Source organism: Pseudomonas sp. 1, from assembly GCF_056626735.1.
In genome coordinates this window covers 415,450-436,833 of record NZ_JBWXMQ010000001.1, presented here as the reverse complement: position 1 = coordinate 436,833, position 21,384 = coordinate 415,450, and the positions used below count along the sequence as shown (strand labels likewise).

Sequence of the window (21,384 nt, the reverse complement as noted above, 5' to 3'; positions counted from 1 at the left end):
CTTGCTCCCACAGGAGCCCAGCGACAGCTTTGAGCTATCATTGGCCCTTTCCCCCCTGAAAGACATGATTGCCATGACTGCCGTAACCGACACCCTTCTCAACGCCCTCGAACACTGCGGTATGGTCGAAATCGACGGCCTGCACGCTTTCGAATTCGCCCTCGACGAAGACGACAACCTGCACATCGAATGCATCGATGGCCGGGTCGCCAAGCATTGGGAATTCACCCCGGCTCAAGTTGCAGCGGCGACGTTTGATGAAGATCTGCAGAGCTGGCTGATCGTCGGTTTTGCCAGCGACACCAAAACCGTTGGCGAACACCGTCTGGTCTGCCTCGGCGATGTACTGAGCAGCGCCGATGACGAGGATGAAACCGAATGAACATGCGTAAATTCTGGCCATTGCTGATGGCCGGCAGCGTCGGCGCGATGGGCCTTTCCAGTGCCTCGGCCGAAAGCTTCCAGTTTTTGGTGGGCTCCTACACTGCCGGCCCCAGCGAAGGCATCTACCGGATGAGCTTCGACAGCGCCACCGGCCAGATCGCCGCCAAGCCGCTGCAAGTGATCAAGAGCGAAAACCCGTCGTGGCTGACCGTGTCCAAGGATCAGAACCGGTTGTTCGTGGTCAACGAAAACGGTCCAGGCCAGAAAGATCCGGTCGGTCGCGTCAGCAGTTATTCGATCGATCCCAAGACCCACGCCCTGACCCTGATCAATCAGGTCCAGAGCCTGGGCAACGAGCCGACCCATTCGAGCCTCAGCGGCGACGCCAGCCATCTGTTTGTCAGCAACTACTCGGTGGTTGAAGATCCGGGCGGCACCCTCGCGGTATTGCCGGTGGGCAGCGACGGCCAGCTCAAACCGGTGGTGCAGATGAGCGCGCACCCGGCGAGCCGGGTCAATCCGGAGCGTCAGGCCTCGAACCACGTGCACTCGACGGTCTCTTCGCCGGACGGTCGTTATGTGTTCTCCAATGATCTCGGTGCGGACAAGGTCTTCATCTACCAATTCGACCCGAAAGCCAATCCAGACCTGCCGCTGACCCCGGCGAAAACCGCTTCGGTGCAACTGCCACCGGGCAGTGGGCCGCGTCATCTGTTGTTCAGTGCGGACGGCAAGCATGCCTGGCTGACCATGGAAATGAGCGCTCAGGTCGCGGTATTCGACTACAAGGACGGCGTGCTGACCCAGACGCAAATGGTTGATCTGGCGGCCGGCCAGCCGACGTCGGACAAAGCCGCTGCGGCGCTGCATGCGTCCGCCGACGGCAAATTCCTTTACGTCAGTAACCGTGGCACTGCCAATCAGCTGCTGGTATTCGCGATTGACCCGGCCAGCGGCCAGCTAAAGGAATTGCAACGACGTTCAGTGGAAGGCGACCACCCGCGTGAGTTCAGCCTCGATCCAAGCGGTAAATTCCTGCTGATCGCCAACCAGAAGAGCAACCAGATTGTCGTGGTCGAGCGCGACGGCAAGACCGGTCTGCTGGGCAAAACCGTGCAAAAACTGCCGATGGACGCCCCGAGCGACCTCAAGTTTCTCGTGCGTCAATAAGCCGCAGGCCCCGGTCTGCGGGGCCTGACGCTTTGTATTAATCCTGCTGATAACAGGTAATGTTGCAAAGCATTTCAAGCGATCAACCCTCGAGCGTTAAGTTTGCTTCACGGCCCAACCGGGCAAGCAAGCCAACTGAACACGAGGGTTACCGCCATGAACTTCAATCTCTTCTCCGTGATTGCCGCTTCCGCCATCTCCGCCACCGTGGCCCTGCCAGCCAGTGCCAACGTTGAAATCAGCAGCAAAAAATCCCACACCCAGAGCTACACCCAGAAATACCTGCAACAAAGCGCCAACTTCTACGCCGCGCTGGATCACAAAGCCCAACACTGAAATTTCCGTCACGCCCTGGAACTGCCCGAGGCTGCGATCCTTTGATCTTGTTTCTAAAAAAGCAAAATCAAAAGATCGCAGCCTTGGGCAGTTTTTTGTCTGCGGTTCGACCGGCGATAGCTATTTTCAAACGGCGAGATAGATCGGCTAAATAATCAACGAAGCTGATGGTTACTATGGCAAACGCTGAGTGGTTAGCCCGGCTTTTTTGATCGATTCTGTGGACCTCGAAACATTGTCCACGGAGCACACATCATGGCCAGTTCAATCATCATTTCCGCCAAGCGCGGCGCCTACGTGGCCATCGGTCTGTACCTGGTCATGGTGCTGTTTGTCAGTCTGGCATCGCAGTCGCAACACAGCTTCGAAGCACCGATCGACGTTGCACATCCCGGCATCCAGTTCGAACTCCGCTCGCAAAACGCGGCGGTGGATTCAACTGAACTCGCGGGAGTCGGCGGAGCATGAAAGGCTACAGACTCTGGGTCATTGCCGGACTGGCGTTCATGACCAACGGCGCCTCGCTCCTGGGGTTCGGCCAGGGCTCGGTCGGAGGGCTGGCCCGGGCCATAGAGGCCAACCACAACATCGCGCACAACATCGAACGGGCCAATGCGCTGGGGCTGCTGGCCGGCAATCCGCCGGTGAAAACTTCCAGCGGTTTTCTCGGCCCGTTCGAAGTGGATTGCTCGGCGATCGGCATGTGTGAAGTGCTGGCGTAACGCGCTTACTTTTTCATGATGTCGGTGAACAGCTCCGATTCCAGAAACCGCTGCAACCAGGCCTGCAACCGCACGTAAGGCGTCTGCGCAAACCAGTCACGATCAACGTGAGCGAACTGGCGAACGAACGGCAACAACGCGATATCGGCCAGGCTCGGATGCCCGGCCAGCAAATAATCGCGACCTTCGAGCAGCTCATCGAGCCGCTGCAAAAACAACGCACCTTCCGCGCGATAAACCTCCATCGGTTGTTCCGGATAACGCTCGGCATACTTGTAGCGATTCAAGTGAACCTTGAACGCTTGGTCGTTGGCTTCGATCAACTCGGCAATCCTTGAATCGCCATTCAGCAACCAGTCATCCGGATCATGCTGCGCCAGCGCCCAGCGCATGATCTCCAGGCTTTCATCGATCACCTGACCGTTCGCATCCAGCACCGGCACCGTGCCCTTGGGCGAGATCGCCAGCATCGCGGCCGGTTTGGCCTTGAGGCTGACTTCGACGATGTCCACCGGCACGCCCGAATAACGCAGGGCCATCCGCGCCCGCATCGCGTACGGGCAGCGGCGGAAGGAATACAGCGTGTTCATTTCACCTCCAGTGTGCTCAGACCGTTGCCCTGGCGCTGTACCTGAATCTGCACCGGAATCCGTTCGTGCATTTCCTGCACGTGGGAAATCACCGCCACCTTGCGCCCCTGAGCCTGCAAGCCGTCGAGAGCGTCCATGGCCAGTTGCAGGGATTCCGGATCGAGGCTGCCGAAGCCTTCGTCGATGAACAGCGATTCGATCTTCAACGTGCTCGACGCCATCGAGGCCAGGCCCAGTGCAAGCGCCAGCGAAACCAGGAAGGTTTCGCCGCCGGACAACGAATGCACCGAGCGCAGTTCGTCGCCCATTTCGGTGTCCATCACCAGCAGGCCGAGCATGCTGCCGCCGCGCTTGAGGCGATAGCGCTTGACCAGTTGCCGCAGCTGCACGTTGGCGTGATGCACCAGCAGATCGAGGTTGTAGGCCTGGGCGATCTTGCGGAACGTGTCGCCGGTGGCCGAGCCGATCAGCGCATTGAGCCGCGCCCAGCGCTGATACTCGGCGTAGGCGTCGGCGATCTGCTGCGCCAGCGCCTGATTGGCGTTCTGGCGACGCTGGTCTTCGGCCTGCTCGGCGCGCAGTTCGGCACATTGCTGTTCGCTGGCCGCGCACTGGTTTTGCAGGTCGGCGAGGGCACTGGCGAGTTGTTCCGCATCGAGGTTGCCATTGTGTTGGGCCTGATGATCGAGCAGGCGCTGATCACGTTCCTGCAACAACACGGTGGCCTGTTCAACGGCTTTTTCGTTGCGCTGCAAGCGCTGGCGCAGTTCGTCGACCTGGGCGTCATCAATCCGCAGCAGGTCTTCAAGGCCGCCGTCATCCAGCTCCGGATGACGGGCGCGCCAGTCGGCAATTTTGCCGGCCAGATCACGGTCTTCGGTTTCCAGCGCTTGCAGACGCTCTTGCTGCGCTTTGAGTTCGGCGGCGATTTGCACCCTTTGCGTACGCGTTTCCTGGAGCGCCTGAGTCGTGGTGGATTCGGCGTTGCGCGCCAGTTCCACCGCTTGTTCCAGTTGCTGCTGCCAATGCTCGGCGCAGGTGTGATCGCCGAGTAATTGCGCCAGCTTCTGCTGGCTGGCGAGTTGCTGTTCGGTCAGCGCGTTGAGCTGCTGCTCAGCGTTTTGCAATTGCTCGACACGGCCCTGTTGGCGATCCTGTTCCTTCTCGAGCGTTTGCTGGCGTTGTTGCTGTTCGGCCAGTTCTTCCCTTTGCTGTTCGACTTGCGCCAGACGTTCGGCGATCTGCCGGTCAAGTTGCATGAAGGTCGCGGCCGGTTCAGCGCGCAAGGCATCAAGGGTTTCGCTCGGCAACAGCGTGGCGAAGGCTGCCAGCTCTTCGTCCAGCCGCTGGCGGTCAGCGCTCAGTTCGCGTTGCTGATTGCTCAGTTGTTGCGCCGCTTGCTGGTGTGCCGTCTCGGCCTGCCGCAATTGCTGGGTCAGCCGCGCCGCGTCCTGTTGCAGCGTGAGCAGGGCGGTCTGGCGCTGTTCGTCCTGGGTGATGCTTTGATTCAGTTGATCGTTCTGGCGGGTGAGCCACGCCGTGCGCTTGTCACTGTCCTGATTCAGCAACGATGCCGCGAGCGGATGCGCTTCGATGCTCGGCGTCAGCGATTGTTGCTGAGCGGCCAGTTGCTCCTGCTGTTGCAGCAGTTCCTTTTGCCGGGCAATCACCCCACCGACATCGGCGCGCAGCTCGGTGAGTTTTTCCTTCAGTTGATCGACGGCTTGCTGCGCGCTGGCCTGCTCGCTTTCATCGTGACGGCCGAGGCTTTGCAACAGGGCTTCCGGCTGGTGATACGGATGTTCGTTGCTGCCACAGACCGGGCACGGCTGGTCGTCCTGCAATTGCGCGCGCAGCTCTTCGACACTGGCACTGCGGGCCAGACGCTGACGCTCAAGCAGTTCACGGGTGACGTTAAGGGTCTGTTCGGCGACAGTCAGCTCGGACTTGGTTTTCACCCCGTCCTGGGTCAGGCGCTCGCGCTCCTGTTGCGCATCGAGCTGACGCTGTTGCAGCTCGGCACTGCGCTTGTCCAGATCCTGCTGGCTGGCCCACAGCCGCGTCAGGTCTTCGATGGCGCGCAGTTGTTTGCGGTTGTCCTGCAGCAGAGTACCGAGAATGCCGATCTGCTCGGCGACTGCGTCCGGCTCGGCGCCAGCCTCCTTGAACAGCACCTCCAGCTGCTGCTTCTGCGTGGTGAGCGCTTCGGCGGCGCGGGTGGCGTTTTCCTCGAGAGACGCCAGTTCGCTTTGGCCTTTGTTCAACCGGTTGCCGATCAGCATCAGTTGCTGCAAGCGGTCGCGATAGGCATTCCACGCTTCGCTCAACGGTGCCAAGTGAGCGCTTTGCTCAAGATCGGCGGCAATGCGCTGCAAGCGATCGGCGACCTGTTTTTGCTGATCGAGCAGGGTCTGGATCGCGCTTTGGACCTGAGTGCAGGCCTGTTCTGCGGCTTGCTTCGCTTCGCTGCCCGACGCTACATCCCTGGCGAGGCGGGCGAGGGTGCTTTGCTCATCGAACGCCTGACGCAACAGCGGTGCGCTTTCGCTATGCTGCGTTTGCGCCTGGGTCAGGGCGATCTGCGCGGCGGCGAGATCCTGTTCCAGTCGCGCCTGGCGCTCGGTCAGCTCGCCATGTTGCCGGGTGTGCGCGTGGATCTGGGCAGCGAGTGGCGTCAGCTGTGCATCGAGTTCGGTTTTGCGGGCGAACTGGTGACGTTGCGGGGCAAGTTGTTCCAGACGGGTGAGCTTCAGACGCTCACCGGCCAGCGACTCTCGCTCGTGCTCGGCGCTGCGCAGTTGTTCGGCGGCGGCTTGTTGCGAGTCTTGCAGTCGCAGCAGCTCCTTGAGCCAGTCGTGCTGTTGCTCGATCTGCTTGAGCTGCGCCTGCTGCAACTTGAGTTGTTGTTGGGCGGCGTTGAAGCGTTCGTCGAGTTCCGCGCGTGCCTCCGGGGCCAGCGGGGTCACGCCGGTGGCCTGATCCTGCAATTGCTTGTGGGCTTCGCGGGCCTCTTTGGTCTTGTCGAACGCGCGCCGGCCGAGACGGGTGTACAGCGCCGTGTCGGTGAGTTTTTCCAGCAGTTCGCTGCGGTCGTTGTCGTCGGCCTTGAGGAAAGCACTGAACTCGCTCTGGGCCAGCAACACGGCGCGGGTGAACTGTTCGAAGTTCAGGCCCAGCGCGGCTTCGAGCTGAGTCTTGTACTCACCTTTCTGGCTGGCGAGCAGTTGATCCTGATCGATGTCGCGCAGGCTCTGACGGCTGGCCTGCAACTTGCCGCCGGCCTTTTCCCGGGCGCGATTGGCTTCCCAGCGCGCGCGATAGCGACGGCCATCGACGCCGACAAAATCCACTTCGGCAAAGCCTTCACCGGTGCCGCGACGCAGCAGGGTGCGCGGGTCGCCAGTGAGGATTTCGCCGTCGGCGTCCGGCACCTTGGCGTCACGCCCGGTGTTGTTCAGACGCGGCACGGCGCCGAACAGTGCCAGGCACAGTGCATCGAGCAGGGTGCTTTTGCCGGCGCCGGTCGGGCCGGTGATTGCGAACAGACCGGCGCTGGCTAGCGGTTCGGCGGTGAAGTCGATCTCGAACGGGCCGGCCAGCGAGGCGAGGTTCTTCAAGCGAATGGCGAGAATCTTCATGGCTGCTCGCCCTCCATCTGTACGTCTTGCAGCAGCTCGGCGAAGTCCTTGAGGGTTTGCTCATCGACCTCGCTGCCGTAGTTGTCGAGCCAGGCGCGACTGAACAATTCCTGTGGTGTGAGCTGGTCCAGTTCGATCAGCGCGCTGCCGTCCTCGGCGTCGTCAGCGCCACGGTTACCGGCGTATTCGGCGGCGATCCGCACCAGTCGCACAGCCTTGCCTTGCAGGGCGCTTTCGACTTGATGGCGCAAGTCTGGTTGTGGCTCGTCGAGGCGCACCCGCACTTCCAGCCAAGGCTGACGCTGGGTTTCGGCCAGCAGGTCGATGTTCGGCAGGTCCGCCAGTTGCAGCAGGATTTCCGCCAACGGCGCAGGGCCGAGGCGTTGCAGATTGACGGAGCGGGGGATCAGCATTGGCTCGACGCTGACCAGGGTTTCGCCGTCCAGAACGACGTCGAGCACCTGATGCTGATAACTGATTTCGGAAAACGACAACGGGATCGGCGAGCCGCTGTAGCGAATCCGTTCTTCACCATTGACCTTCTGCGGCTTGTGCAAATGGCCGAGGGCGACGTAGCTGATGCTCGGGCCGAACAGACTGGCAGGCAGGGCTTCGGCGTTGCCGATAATCAGGCTGCGCTCGGAGTCTTCCGACACGGAGCCGCCGGCCATGTGCGCGTGGCTGATGGCGACCAGCGCCTGGCCCGGCTGGCGCTTGGCGTTCGCCGCTTCGATCAGCCATTCATGCACTTGGCCGATGCCGCGCAAATAGTTATCGCCCAGATGCGCGCCGGTCACTTCGGCAGGCCGCAGGAACGGCAGCGCCAGGCACCACGCGGCGATCTCACCGGACGCATTCGGCAGCGGCAACAGCAGACGTTCCGCATCCAGTTGCCCGTCATCCAGCCACAACACGCGGCCCAGTGCATGGGTGCGCAAACGCCGCATCAACGGCGCGGGCAGTTCGATCCGCGAACCGGAATCGTGGTTGCCGGCGATCATCACGATGGTCAGCGACGGCTGCTGTTCGTGGGCGCTGACGATGAAATCGTAGAGGCGTTCCTGGGCTTTGACCGGCGGGTTGACCGTGTCGAAGATGTCGCCGGCAATCAGCAGCACGTCCGGCTGCGCCAGCTTCAATTGGCGCAGCAGCCACTCGAGAAAACAGGCGTGCTCGAAATCGCGCTCCTGGCCATGCAGGTTCTGCCCAAGGTGCCAGTCGGAGGTGTGAAACAGACGCAAGGCTGACTCCGCAATATAAAAAGGTGATGGCCGCCGGGATGAGAGGGCGGCGAAAGAGGGGAGAGTTTACAGATTATTGCGAGAGGAGGGCCGGAAGGGGAATTTAGAAACCATCGTCAGAAAGGTATGACTGTATTGCTACCGTTCGTCGGCAACTATGGACCCGTTCATACATTTATTGACGCCAAAATAGTGGCCATCTAATATCGCGCCACTATTGTGACATCAGTGTACTGCTATGAGGGAGCTGGCAGATGTGTTGCGGCCTGCTCCGTGACCGATCCCGCTATATCCAGGTTGCCCCGGCAATTTTTCCTCTTACCCACTTCTCGGTCGACCGGCGTTGTGTGAATGCCCGCCGAGAAATGCTGCGCCTGCGGTCTGCCTGCTCATTTATGTTTGTTGCATAGAGACTTCAACATGGACGTTCGCCAGTACGCCTTCCTCGCTCGCCTGCCATCTGCGGGCGTAAAAAACCGCGATACCTTTCTGGGCATGCCCAAGCGCGGGATCGCTTTTCTGCTGGCCAACGTCATGTTCTGGCAACCGATGTGGGCCCAGGCCGACGGCATTGTGGTGGCCAACCCCGGCACCACCCTTGATCGCGCCGGCAACGGCGTGCAGATCATCAACATCGCCACGCCCAACGGCAGCGGGCTGTCGCACAACCAGTTCCATGAGTACAACGTCAGCGCGCAGGGCGTCATCCTCAACAACGGCGCCAACCAGGCTTCGTCCACTCAACTGGGCGGCTACATCATTGACAACCCGCACCTGAAAAACAGTGGTTCGGCACAGGCGATCCTCAACGAAGTCATCGGCGGCAGCCCGAGCCAGTTGCGCGGTTACACCGAAGTGGCGGGGCAGTCGGCACGGGTGATCGTCGCCAACCCGTACGGCATCAGTTGCAACGGTTGCGGTTTCATCAACACGCCCCGCGTCACCCTCACCACCGGCAAACCGGTGCTGGATGGCAGCGGTCGGCTGGACCGTTTCCAGGTCGATCAGGGCAGCGTCGCCATTGAGGGCGCCGGGCTCAACGCAACCAACGTCGACCGCTTCGAAATCATCACCCGCAGCGCGAAGATCAACGCCGAGATCCAGGCGAAAAACCTGACCATCGTTGCCGGGCGCAACGACGTCAACGCCGACAACCTCAACGCCACGGCCCGCGCCGACGACGGCAGCGCCAAACCGCAACTGGCCATCGACTCTTCGGCGCTGGGCGGGATGTACGCCGGTGCGATCAAACTGGTCGGCACCGAGGCCGGGGTCGGGGTGAAACTCGACGGCAAACTGATTGCTAGCGGCGGTGACATTCAGCTCGACGCCAACGGCCAGCTCAGCCTGGCCGAGACCTCCGCCACCGGCGCGGTCAACGTCAAGGCCGCCAGCCTGGAGACGCGCTCGGCGGTCTACGCCGGCACTTCGTTGAATGCACAAACCCAAGGCGACCTGACCAACCGGCAGACCCTCGCGGCGCGGGACAGCATCAGCCTCAGTGCGGGCGGTCAATTGACCAATGCCGGCGCCATTGAAGCCGGGGTCAACGCTGACGGCGGTCGTAATGCCAATGGCGATCTGAGCCTGAGTGCGCAAAACATCGACAACCGTGGCAAGAGCCTGGTGGCGAGCCGCAATCTGGCGGTGAATGCCGCGCAGGTGCTGAGTAACCAGGGCGGCACGCTGAGTGCTGCGCAGATCGCAAGCATCGTTGCAGGGACACTGGACAACCAGAATGACGGGCGTGTGCTGAGCAAAGGCGCGCTGAACGTGACCGCCAATCAAGTGCACAACAGCCAAGGCTTGATCGACGCAAAGGGCAGCCTGACGGCCACGATCGGTCAGTTGAACAACAGCAACGGTCAGATTTCGAGTTCCGGTATCACTCGACTCAGCGGGACGTCCGTCAACAACCTCGGAGGCCAGATTCTGGGCGATCTGGGGCTCAACATTGATCTCAGCGCGGCGCTGGACAATCGCGACGGAATGCTCGGTTCCGGCGTTGCTCTCGACCTCAAGGCCGGCAGTCTCGATAACCGTGACGCCGGGGTCGTGGTCAGCGATGGCGGTCTTGTGGTGCGGGTCAGCGGTTTGCTCGACAACCGTAACAAAGGCGAAATCACGGCCAAGGGCGCCATTGACGCGCAGGCCGGTCATCTCGACAACCGTGACGGCAAGGTCATCGGCAAAGGCACGCTGGCCTTGCGCAGTGATTCGGCAGACAACCGTGGCGGCGCGCTGCAAGGCGACGGGCAACTGACGCTGAACGTCGATCGACTGGATAACCGCGACAACGGTCTGATCATCGGCAAGGCTGGCGTTACATACGCGGGCACGCGACTGGACAACAGCAATGGTCTGGTCAGCGCTGTCGGCCCTGTCGGTCTCAAGGCCGGCGAGGTGCAGAACGCCAAAGGGCGGATCTCCAGCCAGGGCGACTTGACCGCGACCATCGGCCTGCTGCAACAGCAGGGCGGCGCACTGGTCGCACAGGGCAATCTGAGCCTGACCGGCACCACACTCGACAACCGTAACGGCGGGCTGATCGGCACCAAAAAAGCGCTGACTCTCTCGGTCGATGACATCGACAACCGAGCAGGCGAACTGTCTGGCAACCTGTTGCTCAACATCAAGGGCCAGCGTCTGGACAACAGCGACGGTGGCAAGATTCTCGCAGCCAGCGATCTGGAACTGGCGGTTACCCGGTTGATCAACCAGAGCAAAGGCATGATCGTCGCCAGTGGCGCGACGAAACTGACCGGCAGCACGCTGGATAACACCAGTGGCTCGTTCGATAGCTTGAAAGGCCTGGTCATCACGCTGGACGATGCAATGCTCAACGGCCAGGGGCTCATCAGCAGCGAAGGCACGTTGACCATCAATGCCGGCCGTGTCGATAACAATGCCGGCAACCTGACCAGCGCCGGCGCCCTGGCGTTGACCAGTCTTGGCGCGCTGCTCAATCAGGGTGGCTCCATCAGCACCGACAGCACTCTGAAACTCAAGAGCGCCAGTCTCGACAATAGTCAGAAAGGTCTGATCTCCGGCAAGGACAAAAGTCGGATCGACAGCGGTGATGTCGACAACAGTCAGGGCGGGCGACTGATCAGTGGTGGAACTCTGGACTTCACGGCGGGGCAGGTCAACAACGCTGCAGGCCGCATCGCCAGTCAGCAAGCCATGACCATGTCGGTCACCGGCCTCGATCAGCAGGGCGGTGAACTGTTCAGCAAGACCAGCCTGAGTCTTGATTTGAACAACGGCCAGTTGAACAACCAGAACGGTTTGATCAATGCGCCCGGCGAATTGCTGCTCAAGCAACTCAATGGGGTGAACAACCAGGGCGGCGAAATCTCCAGCCAGCAAGCCTTCGCACTGACCGCACATGACCTGGACAACAGCAACGGTAAATTGCTGAGCCAGCAGGGTCTGACCGTGCGTATTGCGCAGGCGCTGAACAACGCCAAAGGCGTTATTTCCGGTACATCGCTGGACAGTCACAGCGCCAGCCTCGACAACCAGGAAGGCTTGATCAGCAGCCGTGGCCCGCTGACGCTGACGACCGACAACACCCTGGATAACCAGCTTGGTACGGTGATTGCCGACGGCAAACTCGAACTGACGGCGCAGACGCTGGACAACCGTGGCGGCAGCATCGCCGGCAAGTCGGATGCCACCGTGCAGGCGAAAAAGCTCGATAACCAGGACGGCCAGTTGATCGCCACCGGCGTCCTCAAACTCGATGCCGACCTGCTCGACAACCGTCAGGGCGGACTGCTCGGCTCGACCAGAACCATGACTCTTAACGTTTGGGATCTGGATAACCGCGGCGGTGAAATCAGCACCAATAGCGATCTGCAGGTGACCGGCAAAAAACTCGACAACAGTGACGCCGGCAAGATCTTCACCGCCCAGTCGCTAACGCTCACCGTCGAGCAATTGATTAACCGCAACAAGGGCCTGATCAGTGCCGGCACTTCGCTCGACCTGCACGGCGACTCACTGGACAACAGTGGTGGCGAGCTGCTCAGTCAGCAGGCCATGGCTCTGACGCTGAGCGGCGCATTCGACAACAGCCAGGGCAAGGTCAGCAGCGAAAGCGTGCTGACGGTCAAAACCTCGCAACTGACCAACATCAAGGGCAGCCTTTCCAGCGCGGCGGACCTGACAATCGAGAGTCGCGGCAGCGTTGATAACCAGGGCGGTGCGGTGGTCACCGATGGGGCGCTGGTGCTCGACAGCACCGGCCTCGACAACCGTCAGGCAGGCACACTCAGCGCCAAGGGCGCGGCCAGCGTCACCACTGGCGACTACGACAACAGCACCGGCAAGCTCAGCAGCGCCGATACCCTGAACCTCGTCGCGGGGAAGGTCACCAACCGCGATGGCGGGCAGATTGGCAGCCAGGGCGCTTTGACGGCGTCGGTCACGGGGCTAGAGCAACAGGGCGGCAAGCTGTTCAGCAACACTCGCCTGAGCCTGGACATGAACAATGGCCAGCTTAATAACCAGAATGGTTTGATCAATGCCCCCGGTACGCTGCTGCTCAAGCAGCTCAATGGCGTGAATAACCAGGGCGGAGAAATTTCCAGCGGTGAAGCCTTTACCGTGGCGGCGCAAAATCTGGACAACGGCAATGGCAAATTGCTGAGCACTCAGAGCCTGACGCTGCGAATCGCCCAGGCTCTGGACAACGTCAAAGGCATGATCGGTGCAGCATCGATCTATGCCCGGGCCGGCAGTCTTAACAACAGCGGTGGCAGCCTGATCAGCCGTGCCGATCTTGACCTGACTGCAGACGGTTTGCTGCGCAATGACAACGACGGTCTGATCAGCGCAGCGCAAGCGTTGCGCATTGGCAGCGCCGACCTGAACAACCAGGGCGGTGTTTTGCAGGGCATCGGCAGCGTCACGCTCAATGCCATGGCCCTGAACAACCGCGACAAAGGCTTGATCAACAGCCAGGGCAGTCTGTCGCTGACGGCGACAGCGCTGGATTCCAGCAATGGCGGTGAAGTCTCCGCCGGCGGTGACATCGACCTGACCTTGACCTCCCTGACCCAGAACGGCGGGCGTCTGCTGGGCGACAAAGCTGTCACCGTGGATCTTGCCAATGGCGACCTCGACAACACCAATGGTTTGTTGACGGCCAAGGGGCCGTTGACCCTCAAGCGCTTGCGCGACCTGAACAACCAGAGCGGTGAAATCTCCAGCAGCCTGGGTTTCGACGTCATTGCCCGGGCATTGAACAACAATGCCGGCAAGATCATCAGCGGCGAGAAACTGAAGCTTAGCGGCACATCCCTGACCAACCAGAATGGCTTGCTCTCGGGCTGGCAGCAGTTGAACGTCAGTGGTGACAGTCTGGACAACCGCGCCAACGGCACGCTTTCAAGCCGCAACGGCGATGTGTCGGTCGATCTCAAGGGCGCTTTGCTCAACAGCGGTAACGGCGCTCTGGTTTCGCAAGGCAGTCTGACCGTCAATGCCGGCAGCCTCGACAACAGCGACAAAGGCATCCTCAGCAGTGCGGCAGGGCAGACCCTCACGCTCGAAGGCGCACTCAACAACAATCAGGGCGGCCTGATCGACAGTGGCGCCGCACTGGACATCACCAGCACTGCACTGACCAACGTCGGTGGTTCTATCAACGCGCTCCAGGCGCTCACTGCCAACGCTTCGAGCCTGGATAACAGCGGGGGCAAACTCGCGGCCAACGGCGCGATCAACCTGAACCTGTCGGGACTGTTGAACAACAACGCCGGCAAACTGGCGGGCACCGGTCCGGTCGTGATCAAAGGCATCAGCGATCTGAGCAACCGCAACGGCCAACTCGCCAGTCAAGGCTCGCTGCAACTGCTGACCGGCTCGCTGGACAACGGCAGCAAAGGCACCATTGCGGCCAAGGATGACTTGCAGATTACTGCCAGCACCGCCGTGCGCAACGATGCCGACGGCTTGATCTACAGCCAGACCGGCAGCCTGCAACTCAAGGCGGCAAGCCTGGCCAACGGCAAAGGTTCGATCCAGAGCCAGACCGGCCTGACGCTCGACGTTACTGGCGATCTCGATAACCAGAGCGGAAAAATCATCGCTCAGGAAGGCGACGTGACGGTCGGTGCGGCCAGCATCGATAACCGCGGCGGGATTCTGTCCAGCATCAAGGGCGCGCTTGAGGCGCGTACCGTCGGTGTCCTGCGCAATGGCTTCGACCTGAACAACAATCGCCAGGGCGGCGTCATTCAGGCTCAGGGCCTGACACTGTCGGCACTGGCCGGTCTGGACAACAATGGTGGCCGGATTTCCGCGCAAGCGACGGATGCGAACATTACCACCGCCGGGTTCGATAACCGAAACGGCGTGATCTACGCAAAAGGACTGGTGAGCGTCAATGGCGCCAGTCTGGACAACGGCGCCGGGCAGATCGCCGGCGAACGCATCGATCTCAGCCTCGGCGGCGCTTTGAGCAATGGCGCGGGGATCATTGAAAGCAATACCCAATTGACGGTCAAAGCGGCGAGCGTCAACAACCAGAATGGGCGCCTGCGTTCGCTGGGCAACTCGGGCAAGACCGAGTTCCAGATCAGCGGCCTGCTGGACAACCGCAATGGCGTGCTGGAAACCGCCAATACGGACATGACCCTGGCGGTCGGCAGCTTCCTCAACACAGGTGGCCAGCTTAACCACGTCGGGCGCGGCAAGTTCGACATATCCACGACCAACGTGATTGGTGCCGGTGGCAGCATCACCACTGGCGGACTGCTGGAACTCAATGCCGACACCTGGAACAACTCCAGTGTCATTCAGGCCGGACGACTGAACGTCAATGTGCGCCAGTTCAGCCAGACCGCCAGCGGCAAGTTGCTGGCGTCGGAGCTGTTACAGGTGCGTGGCGGCAACTGGACCAACGAAGGCCTGATCGCCAGTGATGGTTTCATCGACATGCAACTGACCGGGGCCTACGGCGGCAACGGTCGAATGTCGAGCCAGCGGGGGATCAATTTCAGCGCAGCCCAGCTGAGTGTCGGTGCGGCCGGCAGCATCGCCGCCGGCACAACCTCGACGATCAACGTGGGCGCGGCACTCGTCAACTCCGGGCGCATCACCTCCAGTGAAGACCTGACCGTGAACGCCGGCAGCGTTGTCAACTACGGCACTTTGGGCGCAGCGCAAAACCTGACCATCAACACGCCGTCATTGCTCAATGATCGTGGCCTGATTTTCAGCGGCAACGACATGACGCTCAGTGTTGGTAATCTGACCAACCAGAATGGCGACTTCTATGGCCTGGGCAACGTGGCCATCAAGGGTTATGGCACTGCGCAGGCCAGTCAGGTCTCAAACCTTTCGGGATCGATGGAGAGTGGCAAGACCTTTAAGATCGACGCGGCGAACTTCGCCAACCGCACTTCCGGCGATGACGGCACCCAGAGCTTTGCCCTAAATCGCAAGTTGGTTACCGGTTTCATTGGCGTTCAGTGTGGTGATTGCTCGGGTGGTACCTATGACGTCAATCTGATTGCCCATGAAGTCTTCGAGGGCGGGCAGGACAACGACACCACGGCGTCTTCCTTGGTGACAGCCGGTGGTGATTTCGTCTTCAACGGTGGTGAGTTCCTCAATAGCAAAAGTACGCTCAGCGCGTCGGGCAACATCACCATCAATGCCAACAACATGAGGAACGTCGGCGCGGTCAGCGGCAGCATCGAGCGGACCCGCATCTACCGTACTGGCGCCATCGACTCGGGGTCGTTCAATACCTTCATGCCTGAGGTGGTGGCATACAACCAGCGCAACAACCCTGATTTCCCTAACGTTTACTACATCGATGGCACCGGGAATTTTGCCCAGGGTGTCGTGACGTCCACCACCGGTCGGGAACCCGGTCATGACGGCGGTACGACCTACGTCATCACGATCAAGGACTCGGTGACGAACAAGTCGGTCGGCGACCTCACCCTGTCCGGCTATCGGTGGGGCAATACCAGCCTGCAGTCTCAGTACGACCCTAATAACCTTGTACAGATGCCGACCCGGCTAGACGGTTTCACGCTGACATCCGACAAGGAAGTGGCCCGAGACGGCACCAGCCCCACAGCAGGTCGCAATGCGGTCATCCAGGCTGGCGGCAACGTATCGATCACCGCCACAAAAGACCTGCAAAACAGTGTGATCCATCAGGATTACGGTTCAACCGGTGGCACCAACAAGGTGGGTAACACCAAAGTTGGCAACTCGGGTACCACCGTCATCCGGATCAACAGCCAACTACCACCAGACCTCGCCCAACAGCAAGTCAATCCACTGTCGCTGCCAGGCTTCTCCCTGCCAACCGGGGAAAACGGTCTGTTCCGCCTGAGCGGTCAGGGCGCGGCTGACACCGCACCGGTTGGCACATCCGGCCCGGCACCGACCTGGACGATGGGGGGGCAGGTTGTCGCTACCGAGGGGCATGTCGCGGCTGGCAGCAGTGGCGGCCCGCGTAATCTTTTCATTGATGCACCGCCCGCAGTTTCCGATAGCACGCGTGCGGTTGACACATTCCATCGGTCCCCGAGCGTGGTCACGGCGGTGGCAAGTACGGTCGATGTCAACGTGCCGGTGAAGTCGGCCGGTCCCGGCATGAAAGACCGCGGCAATGATGCCAGAGAGTCGATCGACACCCGTCCGGTGACACGCGTCGCCGGACTGCCGGACACGAAGGCGCCGTCCAACGCGCACAAATACTTGATCGAAACCAACCCGGTCCTGACCAATCTCAAGTCGTTCATGAGTTCGGACTACTTGCTCGGCAAACTCGGTTACGACCCGGACCAGAGCGCCAAGCGTCTAGGTGACGGACTCTTTGAACAGCGTCTGATACAGCAAGCCGTGACCGCGCGTACCGGCCAGGCCTTTATCGATGGCCGAAGCAACAACGAGGACATGTTCCGCTACCTGATGGACAACGCCATCGGCAGCAAGGACGCCCTCAACCTGTCGATCGGCGTGGGTCTCACGGCCGAACAAGTGGCGGCGCTGACCCACGACATCGTCTGGCTCGAAGAGCACGAAGTGAACGGCGAAAAAGTGCTGGTGCCGGTGCTGTACCTGGCCCAGGCCAACGGCCGCCTCGGCCCGACCGGTGCGCTGATTGCCGGTAACGATGTGACGCTGATTGCCGGCGGCAATCTGGATAACGTCGGGATGTTGAAGGCGACGAATAATCTGTCGGCGACGGCGGGCAAGGACATCGTCAACAGCGGCCTGATCGAGGCGGGTAACCGTCTGGATCTGCTGGCGACCAACGACATCGTCAACAAATCCGGCGGCATCATCACCGGGCGCGATGTGAACCTGACCACGCTCAAAGGCGATGTGGTCAACGAGCGGACAATCACTTCCTCCGACAACAGCACCCGGTTTGGCACCCAGCATCATGACTACGCCGACAACGCGGCAAGGATCGAAGCGGCCAATGACCTGACCGTCAAAGCGGCCAAAGACATCAACATCGCCGGTGGCGTGATGAAAAGCGGCCAGGACATGGTCGTGAATGCCGGGCGTGACATCAACGTCTCATCCGCTCAGGTCACCAACAGCGTTTACCAAGACGCCAGGCACAACAGCAGTGACATCACCCAGCTGGGTGCGGAAATCGACGCTGGTCGTGACTTCAAGGCTGACGCCAAGCGCGATATCAACGTCATCGCCAGTCAGATCGATGCCAAGCGTGATGTTGCGATCAAGGCAACCGGAGACGTGGTCATCACGTCTGCGGCGGATGAAACCCACTCCCTGTCCAAGAGCAAGAAACTCACCGTTCAGGAGGACCATGTCAGCCAGGTCATGTCCGGCATTTCGGCAGGCGGCGACGTCAGACTGGATGCGGGTAAAGACCTCAGTGTGATTTCCAGCCGTATCACTGCCGGCGACGAGGCCTATCTGGTTGCGGGTGAGAACCTCGATATTCTTGCTGCGCAGGATTCCGATTACTCGCTCTACGACAAGAAGAAAAAGGGCAGTTTCGGCAAGCTCAAGTTGAAGCGCGATGAGGTGACCGACATCAAGCATGTCGGCTCTGAAATCAAGGCGGGCGGTGATTTGACGCTGTCCAGCAAGGGCGATCAGCTTTATCAGGTTGCCAAACTGGAAAGCGGAAACAACATCACGCTGGACAGTGGTGGCGCGATCACGTTTGAAGGGGTCAAGGACTTTCATGACGAAAGCCATACCAAGACCAATAACAGCGCAGCATGGGTATCTTCCAAAGGTCGAGGCAATACCGACGAGACCCTGCGTCAGACCCAGATGATTGCCAAGGGCAACGTGGTGATCAAAGCCGTTGATGGGCTGAAGATCGATATCAAGGACGTTAACCAGGAGTCCGTCAGCCAGACCATCGACGCTATGGTCAAGGCAGATCCGCAGTTGGCCTGGCTGAAAGATGCCGAGTCTCGTGGAGACGTCGATTGGCGACGCGTCAAGGAAATCCACGAGTCGTTCAAGTATGAAAACTCTGGTGTGGGCCCGGCAGCACAAATAGCCATCGCGATCATGATGTCGTTTGTCATGGGGCCCGGAGGATTGGCATTGACCAGTGGTGGCTTCGGCGGCGCAATTGCCACCTCTTTGGCCACCACTGCTGTGACCAGCACCATCAGCAACAAGGGCAACCTGGGCGCTGCTTTAAAGGACACCTTCAGCGCCGACAGCCTCAAGAGCGCGGCCATCGCCGGGTTTACCGCAGGCGTGCTGAACTATGCGGACTCAAACTGGTTTGCGGGTGGAACCAGCAAAACTGCAAACGTCCTGACAAGCAGCAACTTTACCGACGTCGCTATCCGGACGACTGGCCGGGCCATCATCACCAGTGGCATTTCTACCGCCATTGGGGGTGGCAATTTCGGTGACAGTTTTAGCGCGGCATTGATGGGGCAGGCGGGTAGCGTCGCCATGGCGACGGGTTTCAATTGGGTTGGCGACACCATCAAGTTTCCAGAGGGCAGTCTTGAGAAAACTGTCGCGCATGCGCTGATGGGGGGCTTGCTCTCGAAGGCAACCGGCGGTGATTTTGCCACTGGCGCGGCAGCCGCAGGCCTGAATGAAGCGTTGACAAATCAACTGGTTAACTTTGCTAATGGCAATGATCAGTTGCACTTGATGATGTCGCAACTAACCGGGTTGCTTGCCGCCGCGGCAGTAGGTGGGAATCTTCAGCAGGGAGCCGAAATCGCGAGGAACGCTACGCAGTACAACTGGCTGCTACACAGAGAAGTTGTACAAGCGGATAACGCTCGAGCGGCTTGCGGTTCGGGAGATGGGGCTCAAGCGTGTCGGGACAATATCACCCGGGCGGTAGCCGCATTGGATGGCGAAAGACAGCGGGATATGGAGGAGTTTGGGCGCAAGATTCAGCTGCAGGCACTACAGGAAGGATGGACGCAAGAGGAATACAACGCCGCCAAGGCCAGTTACTTTGCAGGCGTTGACCCAAAAGAACTTACAAGTGTTTACCCTCCATCGATGGACCCCGGATTTCTGGCCAGAGAAGGATGGACAGTGGTCCAGAATAAGGTTGTTGAGTGGCCAGGAGGTGTGGTTAACGATGCAAAATCGTTCTGGAATGCCGTTTCGTCACCTTTCGACACCTTGGGTGCTATCGCAGGTGGTATTGGCGGGTTAGCACTCGGGTTCAAGGACTGGATTACCAGCCCGATCCCTTCGCATACCCTGGAAAGGGAGTTTGATAAAGTTGGAACCGCCTCCGCCCAAGAGTTGGGCGGTATGGCTTTCGATGCGGCCACAGGGCTTGTCACCGCCTATATTGGTAGTAGAGCCGTTGAATGGGTTGGTGGGAAGTGGGTTGATGCAAAAGGCACAGCGGGAACCCCAGTAACGAAGGGGCCTTGCTGCTTTGCTGCGGGTACGAAAGTTTCTACACCGCAAGGCGACCGCGTTATTGAGTCGCTCAAGGTAGGAGATGTTGTCTGGAGCAAGCCTGAGAAAGGGGGCAAGCCGTTCGCCGCTGCCATTCTGGCAACGCATCAGCGTTCGGATCAGCCGATCTACCGCCTCAAGCTCAAAAATGTACGTGGTACTGGGGCAGCGGAAGGCGAAACCCTGCTGGTTACGCCGAGCCACCCCTTCTATGTACCCGCCAAACGTGACTTCATTCCTGTCAAAGATCTGGAACCGGGTGATCTGCTGCAGTCACTGGCTGATGGCGACAGCGAAAACACCTCGTCCGAAGTCGAATCGCTTGAGCTGTATCTGCCCGAGGGCAAAACATACAATCTCACGGTCGATGTGGGGCATACGTTCTACGTTGGCGAGCTCAAGACCTGGGTACACAACACTGGGCCTTGTGATTTGCCTCCGGATTATTTTGCGGGTGGTGCTAAAGCTACTGGTGGCGCGGCCGGAAAGGTAGACGAGTTTATTCCTCCAGGAATGGATCGCCCATTCCGTCCTGTTAACCCAGAGTTTCCGCCGAGCAAGTCTGTTGTTGATGCAATGGAGAGCCCGCAAATTAAAAACATGGTGGGTTGTTCCAGGACAGATTGTTCAGATATTGCAAGCAAGCTATTTGATGCTTCTGGTGGCAAGGGGACGGTTATTGAAGTTCGCCCTGCGAAAGCTGGCGATTTAAATGTTTATGAGAATGGAGTTAAAGATTCGGGTCAGTTTTATCACCAGGTCTATACTGATGGTCGATATGTTTATGATCCACGGCTATCATCCAACCCTATTCCTAAAGGGGATTGGGAACAGCATATTAAAAATATTAACCCAGGCGGAGTGTCGATCTCTGATAAGTTGAAGGGGCTGAAATAATGGGCGTGACTAGGATTTTAGATCCGGAAGGTGAGCTGCTTAATGTTCTTCATGACTTGAATGCGCTTGAGTGGAGAAAGTATGGGCAGCGTAATCCAGAGGTCTGGATGGGCGATCATTTTGAAAGACAGGATCGTTCGATATTTCCTCCGTATATAGCTTTTCGATTTGAAAAAGAAAATGAATATCTTATCTCTATTTTGAATGAAGTGATTGGTTCATATGGTGGCTTGATTTCTTGGGTGCTGATAGGCTGTGAGCGTTATGCGTCCTCTGGCATGAATTGGGTAGTTGAGCCTGCATATATTAAGGAGGTAGAGGCTAAGGCCCAATCTTTAGGGCACTCTTCTGAGAGTTATCTTGCCAAGTATGAGCCTGAGTTTGGCTCTATTGCCTTTGAAGATTTGCTTGGGTTAACTGAGCATATTCGTAAAAAATTCTCGGAATTGAATATCTCTAGTCAATGAGACTTTAGAAGTCTTAA

10 protein-coding genes are annotated in these 21,384 nt (G+C 59.4%); 7 read left to right on the top strand and 3 right to left on the bottom strand.

From position 1 onward, the window contains the following. Positions 1 to 73 precede the first annotated feature (73 nt). The 5 genes from AC1MDC_RS01850 to AC1MDC_RS01830 all read left to right on the top strand — a co-directional run bounded on the left by AC1MDC_RS01850 (position 74) and on the right by AC1MDC_RS01830 (position 2,612). Positions 74 to 382 (top strand): DUF5629 family protein, encoded by a 309-nt coding sequence (locus AC1MDC_RS01850; protein ID WP_085703659.1) that lies wholly within the window; start codon positions 74 to 76, stop codon positions 380 to 382. Beyond that, entirely contained in the window at positions 379 to 1,554 is a 1,176-nt protein-coding gene (locus AC1MDC_RS01845; RefSeq protein WP_227232806.1) for a lactonase family protein, read from the top strand. The genes AC1MDC_RS01850 and AC1MDC_RS01845 overlap by 4 nt, the downstream gene beginning before the upstream one ends. A gap of 156 nt (positions 1,555 to 1,710) precedes the next feature. After that, complete coding sequence (locus AC1MDC_RS01840) at positions 1,711 to 1,890, top strand: hypothetical protein (protein WP_085703571.1); 180 nt, start codon at positions 1,711 to 1,713, stop codon at positions 1,888 to 1,890. Positions 1,891 to 2,145: 255 nt separating this feature from the next. After that, positions 2,146 to 2,358 carry a hypothetical protein gene (locus AC1MDC_RS01835; protein WP_227232805.1) on the top strand — a complete coding sequence of 71 codons (213 nt, stop codon included), beginning with the start codon at positions 2,146 to 2,148 and terminating at the stop codon, positions 2,356 to 2,358. After that, entirely contained in the window at positions 2,355 to 2,612 is a 258-nt protein-coding gene (locus AC1MDC_RS01830; protein ID WP_085698320.1) for a hypothetical protein, read from the top strand. Before AC1MDC_RS01835 ends, AC1MDC_RS01830 begins: the two co-directional genes overlap by 4 nt. A 5-nt stretch (positions 2,613 to 2,617) precedes the next feature. Here the strand turns inward: AC1MDC_RS01830 and AC1MDC_RS01825 are convergent, their stop codons facing one another. The 3 genes from AC1MDC_RS01825 to AC1MDC_RS01815 are packed head-to-tail and all read right to left on the bottom strand — an operon-like array spanning position 2,618 to position 8,081. Further along, the gene (locus tag AC1MDC_RS01825) at positions 2,618 to 3,202 is read right to left on the bottom strand and encodes a glutathione S-transferase (protein ID WP_480392390.1); all 585 of its coding nucleotides are present in this window, start codon (positions 3,200 to 3,202) and stop codon (positions 2,618 to 2,620) included. Further along, complete coding sequence (locus AC1MDC_RS01820; RefSeq protein ID WP_480392389.1) at positions 3,199 to 6,840, bottom strand: AAA family ATPase; 3,642 nt, start codon at positions 6,838 to 6,840, stop codon at positions 3,199 to 3,201. Before AC1MDC_RS01820 ends, AC1MDC_RS01825 begins: the two co-directional genes overlap by 4 nt. Further along, entirely contained in the window at positions 6,837 to 8,081 is a 1,245-nt protein-coding gene (locus AC1MDC_RS01815) for an exonuclease SbcCD subunit D C-terminal domain-containing protein (RefSeq protein WP_480392388.1), read from the bottom strand. The genes AC1MDC_RS01820 and AC1MDC_RS01815 overlap by 4 nt, the downstream gene beginning before the upstream one ends. A gap of 420 nt (positions 8,082 to 8,501) precedes the next feature. Between AC1MDC_RS01815 and AC1MDC_RS01810 the strand changes: the two genes are divergently transcribed. Together AC1MDC_RS01810 and AC1MDC_RS01805 are read left to right on the top strand one after the other, a co-directional pair. Then, on the top strand, positions 8,502 to 20,900 hold the full coding sequence (locus AC1MDC_RS01810; RefSeq protein ID WP_480392387.1) for a two-partner secretion domain-containing protein: 12,399 nt from the start codon (positions 8,502 to 8,504) through the stop codon (positions 20,898 to 20,900). Further along, positions 20,900 to 21,367: a hypothetical protein gene (locus tag AC1MDC_RS01805; protein WP_480392386.1), complete on the top strand. Its 468-nt coding sequence runs from the start codon at positions 20,900 to 20,902 to the stop codon at positions 21,365 to 21,367. The genes AC1MDC_RS01810 and AC1MDC_RS01805 overlap by 1 nt, the downstream gene beginning before the upstream one ends. The last annotated feature ends 17 nt before the right edge of the window (positions 21,368 to 21,384 follow it).